We start from the raw sequence: 8448 nt of genomic DNA on the forward strand, positions 1-8448 counted from the left end.
GGCTGCATTTCCACAGTCTCTTTAGTGCTTCATAGCATCCATTTCATCAATATTAACACTCTTTTTATTACGGTACAGGGCAATTAATATCGCCAGGCCAACTGCTGCTTCTGCGGCTGCAACAGTGATTGTAAACAAAGCAAATATCTGGCCTGTTATGGATGGCATAATGCCGTATTTGCTGAATGCCACCAGATTGATATTGACCGCATTCAGCATCAGTTCGATTGAAATCAGGACAATCACGGTATTGCGCTTTGTCAAGGCACCATACAGCCCGATGCAGAAAAGAATTAAAGCCAAGGCCAGGTAGGCTTGAACGGGAACTGTACTCATTCCTTTTCCGCCTCCTTTTCATCATCTCTCTTAGCCAAAACAATTGAACCAATTAAAGCGACCAATAATAGGACAGATGTTACTTCAAATGGAATTATGAATTTTGAGTAAAGCTCAATTCCGATTTGCTCTGTATTATTGACATGAAGGTCATTCGGTGCTGACGGCAAATCGAGGTTATAAATCCCGATGTACACCGCGAAAGCAAAGCCAAGCACACCCAGGAATAATAACAGCTTTCGAAAGCGTCCTGTTTTCGGCTCGCTTGTATCGTTATGGCGTGTCAGCATGATTCCGAACAGCATGATGATGGTAATGGCACCGGAGTAAATTAAGATCTGGACGGCAGCCAGGAATTCAGCTGAAAGCAGCACATAAATTCCGGCAATGCTTACAAATGTAAATACCAGGGCGACAACCATATGCACGACTTTGGTAAGGTTTAATAAAAGCACGCCGCCGATGACCGCAACTAAAGCTAGAAACATAAACGCTAAAAACTCACCTGAAAACGTCATGCTTTATTCACCTTCCGTATATTTTCATCATTTTCATCAAGCCATTCAAGATTTTTAAACAGCTCATCCCGGCTATATTCCGCCAGTTCAAAATTATTGGTCATGATAATCGCTTCGGTTGGGCAGACCTCTGTGCACAAGTCGCAAAGGATGCAAATTTCGAAATTGATGTCATAGGTATCAATGATTTTTCCCTTTTTGGCAGGGTCCGGATGCTTTTTGCCTGTCAGCTGGATACAATCGGTTGGACAAATATTTGCACACTGATTGCACACGATGCACTTTTCAGGATAAAACTTTTGAATTCCCCTGAACCTGTCCGGAAGCGGAAGCGGTTCATTCGGATAGTCATAGGTTACCTTTTTGCGAGTCAGGTTTTTTAGGGTATACGATAATCCTTTCGCTAAACCAAGCATGTTTTTTCACCCCTTGTTAAGAAATGCATACGGCGCCCGCTTATCGGCGACAAGCATAAGACGAGCCGGCTAGAAGGTTGTTTTTTAACCTTTTGGACGGATTGGCTTAGACCCGAGAGCCGATGGCGCCTGGAGCTGGACAATTTTAGAAATGCGGAAGCGCCTTGCCCACCCCCGACAAGCACAAGACGAGCCCTGCAAGAAGGTGTTCTTTCCTTCTGAAAGGGATTGGCTAGTCTTTCGTCCCTAGGAGCCGCAACTAGACAAGCTTGTGACCTCGAGGGGGTAGGCCGCTCCTAAAAGCTAACGCTTTTTAGTCCCGCGATGACGATGCTGTCGAATCGTTCCTTGTGGAGCTAGACAGTTCACAAAACTTTATGAGGCCGGTCTTCAATTAAAATATATTCAGCCATTCTTTCAGCAAAGCTGTTAAGAAGATATTCGCAAGCGCTACGGGCAGCAGAACCTTCCAGCCAAATTCCATGAGCTGGTCTGCACGAAGGCGCGGGAATGTGACACGAAACCAAACCAAGATAAAGATTACAGCCGTGAATTTAAGTGCAAACCAAACGGCACCCGGAATGAATTCCAGGAATGGAAGCGGCAGCCACCCGCCAAGGAATAATACGGTTGTCAACGAAGCCATTGCAAAGAAATATACATATTCCGCAAGCATGAAGAACGCCCAGCGGAAGCCGGAATATTCAACATGGAAACCTGCGACCAGCTCTGATTCAGCTTCAGGCAAGTCAAATGGAACACGGTTCAGCTCAGCTGTCGAAGCAATCAGGAATACGATGAAAGCAATTGGCTGCCAAATGATGAACCAGCCATTCTTTTGCGCTTCCACGATCTCATTGAGGTTTAAGCTGCCTGTTAAAAGGATAATGCCTAATACAGACATAACGAGCGGGATCTCATAAGAAATCATCTGGGCCGCAGCACGCATCCCCCCAAGCAGGGCATATTTATTATTGGAAGCCCAAGCTCCGGTGACAATACCGACTGTTGTCAGTCCGGAAATGGCTATGTAATACAGCAGTCCAACTCCAATATCAGCAAACTGAAGTTTATCTGTAAAAGGAATCGTTGCCAGCACCATAAATGCCGGTGCAAACGCAATGACCGGTGCAAGAATGAACAGCGGCCTGTCTGCAAGTTTAGGAATGGTGTCTTCTTTTAATAAAAGCTTTAATACATCAGCAACGGTCTGAAGCAGCCCCCAGCGTCCTCCGACCTGATTCGGGCCATGGCGCAGCTGCATAAACCCCATGACTTTACGTTCTGCCAGGATGGCATAAGTAACAAACCCCAAAACGACTAATAGCAAAACGGTGGCAAGCAAGAAGAAAATACCGAAATTCAGCAGACCTGCTTCGGAATAAAGAAGTTCTTCTACCATTAACCGTCCACCTCCCCAAGGACAATATCAATTGCCCCTAAAATAGCAATCAAGTTCGCAATGTTTTCGCCTTCAAGCAGTTTAGGGAGAATTTGAAGATTATAGAATGATGGCCTTCGGAATTTTAAGCGATATGGCTCCTTCTTTCCATCACTCGCGATATAGCAGCCGATTTCCCCCCGAGGAGATTCGATTCTTACAAACGCTTCCCCTTTTGGCGCTTTGATGATTTTCGGAACTTTTGCCAGTATTTCGCCTTCTGAAGGGAATTGTTCCACTGCCTGTTCAAGGATCTTTAATGATTCTTCAATTTCCTTCATGCGCACATGATACCTGGCCCACGCATCCCCGCCGTCCTGAACGGCAACATCGAAATCGAAGCGGTCATAGATGGAATACGGCTCATCTTTCCGGAGATCCCATTTCACGCCTGTGCAGCGAAGATTTGCACCGCTCAGGGAGTAGTTTAAAGCATCCTCTTTCGTATACTTTCCTACCCCTTTGACACGGTTCATGAAAATTTCATTTCCTGTTACAAGCTGATGATAGCCTTTCAGCTGTTCACGCATATAGGGAACAAACTCTCTTACTTTTTCAATCCAGCCTTCAGGAGCATCCCATTTTACACCGCCGACACGCATATAGTTAAACGTTAAGCGGCCCCCGGATATTTCATTCAGCATATTGATGATCATTTCACGTTCTCTGAATGCATACAGGAATGGGCTTGTCGCTCCAATATCCAGCAAATAGGTACCCCACCATACGAGATGGCTGGCAATCCGGCCAAGTTCCATGGTAATTATCCGAAGATATTCGGCCCGATCCGGAATTTTAAGATCCATCATCGTTTCAACGGCATGCACAAGGATATAGTTATTCGTCATAGCGGCAAGATAATCCATTCTGTCTGTATAAGGAATAATTTGCGTATACTGCAGGTTTTCAGCCAATTTCTCCGTTCCGCGGTGCAGATAGCCGATGACCGGTTTCGCCTCTTTGATGATCTCACCGTCAATTTTCAGAACAAGGCGGAAAACACCGTGCGTACTTGGATGCTGAGGTCCAACATTCAAAAGCATTTCTTCGGTTCGCAGCATTGGTTACACCTCCACATCGTACGGTTCATAGTCTTTGCGCAGCGGATGCCCAATCCAGTCTTCCCCAAGCATAATCCGATATAAATTAGGGTGGCCCTTGAACTGAATGCCCAGCAAATCATACGTTTCACATTCCGGCCAATCCGCTCCAGCCCATAACGGCTGCAGAGAATCAATTTCCGGCTTATCGCGGTCAATTTTAACCTTAAGGGCTACAGATTGGCGCTTTTTGTATGAGTATAAATGAGCATACACTTCCATATGCGTCTCAAAATCAGTGCCATGAAGCTCTGATAGGTAATCAAAACCAAGTTGTTCATTATATTTCAGGAATTCTGCCAATTTAAAATATGATTCAGCCTTGGCAACTAAAGTAGGCACATCCTTGGAAAGATCATTAATATAGTACTCTTCAAGAACGTCAGCACCAAGATTCTCTTCAATTACCTTCACATATTTATCAAGATAAGGCTGATTAACGGATGGCGCTTTTTCTGCAGCCCGTTCAGTGTCTGCCTTGCTTCCGGCAGCTTTTGCCTTTGCGGCAGCTGCGGCGGCGGCCTTTGCCTTTGCGGCTGCGATTGCCTTGGCCTTTTCATCATCAGCTGATCCGCCAGCTTTGCCTGCCGCAGCTAATTTTGCTTTTGCTGCAGCGGCGGCTTTCGCCTTTGCGGCTGCAATAGCCTTTGCTTTCTCGTCATCCCCGCCAGCTTGTTTTGCTTGAGCAGCGGCTTTCGCCTTAGCTGCTGCGGCGGCCTTTGCTTTTGCGGCGGCGGCGGCTTTTTGCTTGGCAATGTCCATATCTTCTGCTGGGGATTCTTCCTTCGCTTCCCCCTGCTCTTTCGCCTTCACTTTAGCCAGTGCTGCAGCCTTCGCCTTCGCAGCGGCAGCGGCTTTTTGCTTGGCCAGATCCATGTCTTCTGCTGGGGATTCTTCCTTCGCTTCACCCTGCTCTTTCGCCTTCATTTTAGCCAGTGCTGCAGCCTTTGCCTTCGCAGCTGCGGCGGCTTTTTGCTTGGCCAGATCCATGTCTTCTGCTGGGGTTTCTTCTTTCGCTTCACCCTGCTCTTTCGCCTTCATTTTAGCCAGTGCTTCGGCCTTTGCCTTCGCAGCGGCAGCAGCTTTTTGCTTGGCCAGATCCATGTCTTCTGCTGGGGATTCTTCCTTCGCTTCACCCTGCTCTTTCGCTTTCATCTTTGCTAGGGCAGCAGCCTTTGCCTTCGCAGCTGCGGCGGCTTTTTGCTTAGCCAGATCCATGTCTTCTGCAGGTGTTTCTTCCTTCGCTTCACCCTGCTCTTTCGCCTTCATTTTAGCCAGAGCTGCAGCCTTCGCTTTAGCTGCTGCTTCTTTTTTCAGCTGTTCAAGATCCTTTTCTCCGCTCATAGGTTAGATCACCTTCTTCCCAATCTTAGCCTCATAACGGATTTTTTCTTTTAGCTTATTAATTCCATAAATCAATGCTGCCGGGTTCGGCGGGCATCCTGGTATGTATACATCAACAGGGACAATCTGGTCGACCCCTTTTACAACTGAATAAGATTTAACATATGGCCCTCCCGCTGTTGCACAGGAGCCCATTGCAATCACCCATTTTGGTTCAGGCATTTGATCGTAAAGACGGCGGACGATTGGCGCCATTTTCTTTGTTACTGTACCTGAAACAATCATGACATCAGACTGGCGGGGAGATGTACGGAAAAAAGATCCGAAACGGTCCAAATCGTAATGCGATGAACCAACACCCATCATTTCAATGGCACAACAAGCAAGCCCGAAGGTCATTGGCCACAATGAATTACTCCGCGCCCACGCTTTAATCTGTTCCAAAGTTGCCATAAACACATTTCGCTGCAGTTCTTCCATTTCTTCTGGTGAAATATTATCCAACTTTAAATCCATTTCAGCACCTTCTTTTTCCATGCATAAACAAGTCCAATTACTAGCATAAATACAAAAATCAGCATCTCAATCAATGCAAAAATACCAAGTTTCTCATAGGCCACAGCCCAAGGATACAAAAATACCGTCTCTACATCAAAAATGACAAACATCAGGGCAAAAATATAATAGCGGACATTGAACTGCACCCTCGAATCATGGAATGGCTCAATCCCGCTCTCATATGTGGTATACTTCGTATCATATGGCTTATAGGGCCGCAAAAGCTTTCCCAAAAACAAAGCCACCACAGGCAGTAAAACTCCCAGGCACAAAAACACAAAAACTATCAAATAGTTATTCTGATATAAATTCCAAAGCTCCATGCCTATCCCCTCCAATGCTGAAAATTTTCACAACATTTAAACATGTAACCGTAACCATTATACACCCTACTCCCCCATGTGTCGACACAACCTCAGACTATTATTGGAAATTCTATCTAGGCCTCAAATCGGATCGCCGGAAGAGAATTTCCATACGCACTTCCCAGCTGGTTTAACACCTTCTCCAGATTATATGAGCTTTCCCCCAGTCAATATCCATTAAAATCTTCATTTATATTTATCTACCATTAAAAATTAAACCACCTGCTTTGTCAGTGAGATATTTAACACCTTAAAAGAGTTTTTTATTTTAAGCCTGAGTTTTTTGCATTCATTGCTCCTTAAGTTTATCGGCCACTTTTCCAATTTATCGGTCAGTTCCTGTTCTATCAATATACAGCACTGACATATCGGAAAATAAATCACATACAAAAGTTTCTATTTAAACCATCTTAAGGATTAAATGTATCAAATATGACCATTTCTGATGCTTTTTGTTCATCTATTATGAACATTATTATGTTTTGCCGTTTCTTCGTTAATTTCTTGAAATGTGCGTAATTAAATTATAACTCCCCTGTTCTTTTTCTCTGAATTTTCTGTGCTAGCATAGAAATTGTCAACCAAGCTATTAGGAGGCTTTAATATGAAAAAATATTTTTATTATCTGCTCGCAGCTTTAACCATCTGGAGTACAGCAGGTGCGAGCGCATATGCAGAAGAAGTAACTGTAAACAAAGGGGATACCCTTTGGTCCATAGCACAAAAACATGAAGTGACCGTTCAGGATATTAAAAACTGGAATGGTCTAGCCGGGGATTTGATTCATCCAAATGATAAACTCGATGTTTCACCTGAAGAAATCTACATAGTAAAATCCGGTGATACACTATGGAATATTGCCAAAACATACGGTATTACAGTACATAACCTCAAAAAATGGAATCAGCTAAACTCAGACGTTATTAAACCCGGTTTAGAGCTTATCATCTATAAAAATGGCTCTGCGAAGGAAATAAAATCTAAAACAGTTGTAAAAGCCGCTAACACAGGACAGCCTGCAGCTGAAGCAGGCAAAAACCTGACTGTCACGGCAACTGCCTATACAGCCAGCTGTGAAGGATGCATCGGCATTACTAAAACAGGAGTAAATCTTATGGATAACCCGGATGCAAAAGTTATTGCGGTGGATCCGGAGGTAATTCCTTTGGGTTCTAAAGTATTTGTAGAAGGATACGGGTATGCTACTGCCGAGGATATTGGCGGAGGAATTAAGGGAAATGAAATTGATGTGTTTATTCCTGCCACACCAGATGCCATGCAATGGGGAAGAAAAGAGGTAAAAGTTACGATTCTGAATTAATTGCAATTAACGAAGAGGTCTCTCACACAGGGACCTCTTAATTGTGCTATTCATAATAATGGCTACTTTTTAACCAGGTATGTTTCAGACACCCGGCAAAAGGCTTTTAATAGATTTTGCATACATTTTATCCGTATCGCTTCGTCAAATAAAAATACATTGAAAATCTCCGCTTCAAGCATGATGAATATTTTCATGGTTGCATCATCCTTATTGCTTATATGATTATTTGTAAAATAGCTGATTAACTCTCTTTCATAGTATTCTATCGTTCCAAATAATACAGTCGACAAGGATCTCACCCCCTGGTTTTCTTAAACCTTGTCTTTCTAAGCCATGTTGATAATATAAGACTCTATTCCCCGGGTTTCAACAGAATCTGACACATTTAACAAAATAGTTAAATTAGTTAAAAAGGCCATTTGTTTTTAATATAAATGTCACACGGCTGTTTCCTATGAAATTATATTTTGTGATAAAGTTATCTCAAGAGCTTAAATTAGGAGAAATTCATATGACTAAAAACAACTGCCCAGTTATTCAAAAATTCGATGAGCTCGTTAAAAAAAGCAATGAGCTAAAAAAAGAACTAGACGTCACTCCTTTTGAAGATAAACAAAAGTTCATGAGCCTTCTCAAAAAGCTTATGACCGTGCATAAAAACCTGGATCAGTTAACCCTATATGACCAGACAAAGTATTAAAATAATACAAGGACAGGCCTATGCCTGTCCTTTCTTATGTATAAAACCCGGATTGCAGCTATTAGCCACTCACCCACCAACATATCAACCATCAATACCATTCGATTAAGTTCACCTAAAAACAGGCTGCCCTCTAAAAGGCAGCCTGTCAGTTTGTAGACAAAAAGAGTTCGGAATAGTCTCATTCCGAACTCTTTTTTTCATTTTTTGTGGGACTTCAAGTAATTACAGAGAATTGCAGACCTCTCCGAGGTTATCATTTAGGCCATTTCTGGACCTTGCCAAGTCCAGTTGGCCATTTTCTTCAAATTCATGGCAGCGAAAGTAAGCATCGCCTGCATCGACA

The 8448-nt window shown here is 43.5% G+C and carries 11 protein-coding genes; 2 read left to right on the forward strand and 9 right to left on the reverse strand.

Translation table 11 applies throughout. From position 1 onward, the window contains the following. Positions 1-21: 21 nt before the first annotated feature. The 8 genes from nuoK to NR125_RS25615 all read right to left on the reverse strand — a co-directional run bounded on the left by nuoK (position 22) and on the right by NR125_RS25615 (position 6036). Positions 22-336: an NADH-quinone oxidoreductase subunit NuoK gene (gene nuoK, locus NR125_RS25580; RefSeq protein ID WP_009332198.1), complete on the reverse strand. Its 315-nt coding sequence runs from the start codon at positions 334-336 to the stop codon at positions 22-24. Continuing rightward, positions 333-854, reverse strand: a complete 522-nt coding sequence (locus NR125_RS25585; protein WP_009332199.1) for an NADH-quinone oxidoreductase subunit J — start codon at positions 852-854, stop codon at positions 333-335. Before NR125_RS25585 ends, nuoK begins: the two co-directional genes overlap by 4 nt. Continuing rightward, entirely contained in the window at positions 851-1270 is a 420-nt protein-coding gene (gene nuoI, locus NR125_RS25590; protein ID WP_009332200.1) for an NADH-quinone oxidoreductase subunit NuoI, read from the reverse strand. The genes NR125_RS25585 and nuoI overlap by 4 nt, the downstream gene beginning before the upstream one ends. A 394-nt stretch (positions 1271-1664) precedes the next feature. Then, the gene (nuoH, locus tag NR125_RS25595) at positions 1665-2672 is read right to left on the reverse strand and encodes an NADH-quinone oxidoreductase subunit NuoH (protein WP_009332201.1); all 1008 of its coding nucleotides are present in this window, start codon (positions 2670-2672) and stop codon (positions 1665-1667) included. Then, positions 2672-3772, reverse strand: a complete 1101-nt coding sequence (locus NR125_RS25600) for an NADH-quinone oxidoreductase subunit D (RefSeq protein ID WP_071157169.1) — start codon at positions 3770-3772, stop codon at positions 2672-2674. Before NR125_RS25600 ends, nuoH begins: the two co-directional genes overlap by 1 nt. 3 nt (positions 3773-3775) lie before the next feature. After that, positions 3776-5155: an NADH-quinone oxidoreductase subunit C gene (locus NR125_RS25605; protein WP_009332203.1), complete on the reverse strand. Its 1380-nt coding sequence runs from the start codon at positions 5153-5155 to the stop codon at positions 3776-3778. Positions 5156-5158: 3 nt separating this feature from the next. Next, positions 5159-5671, reverse strand: a complete 513-nt coding sequence (locus NR125_RS25610; RefSeq protein WP_256816402.1) for a NuoB/complex I 20 kDa subunit family protein — start codon at positions 5669-5671, stop codon at positions 5159-5161. Continuing rightward, a complete protein-coding gene (locus NR125_RS25615) occupies positions 5662-6036 on the reverse strand; it encodes an NADH-quinone oxidoreductase subunit A (RefSeq protein ID WP_009332205.1) in 375 nt (124 codons plus the stop codon). The genes NR125_RS25610 and NR125_RS25615 overlap by 10 nt, the downstream gene beginning before the upstream one ends. 646 nt (positions 6037-6682) lie before the next feature. Between NR125_RS25615 and NR125_RS25620 the strand changes: the two genes are divergently transcribed. After that, positions 6683-7399 carry a LysM peptidoglycan-binding and 3D domain-containing protein gene (locus NR125_RS25620; protein ID WP_009332206.1) on the forward strand — a complete coding sequence of 239 codons (717 nt, stop codon included), beginning with the start codon at positions 6683-6685 and terminating at the stop codon, positions 7397-7399. A 62-nt stretch (positions 7400-7461) separates the two neighbouring features. On the opposite strand, the gene NR125_RS25625 is transcribed toward NR125_RS25620, so the two are convergent. After that, positions 7462-7692 (reverse strand): hypothetical protein, encoded by a 231-nt coding sequence (locus NR125_RS25625; protein WP_034296171.1) that lies wholly within the window; start codon positions 7690-7692, stop codon positions 7462-7464. Positions 7693-7913: 221 nt separating this feature from the next. Between NR125_RS25625 and NR125_RS25630 the strand changes: the two genes are divergently transcribed. Then, a complete protein-coding gene (locus tag NR125_RS25630) occupies positions 7914-8102 on the forward strand; it encodes a hypothetical protein (RefSeq protein ID WP_009332207.1) in 189 nt (62 codons plus the stop codon). Positions 8103-8448 lie beyond the last annotated feature (346 nt).

Source organism: Cytobacillus sp. Bac17, assembly GCF_024519925.1.
Lineage (GTDB): Bacteria > Bacillota > Bacilli > Bacillales > Cytobacillaceae > Cytobacillus > Cytobacillus pseudoceanisediminis.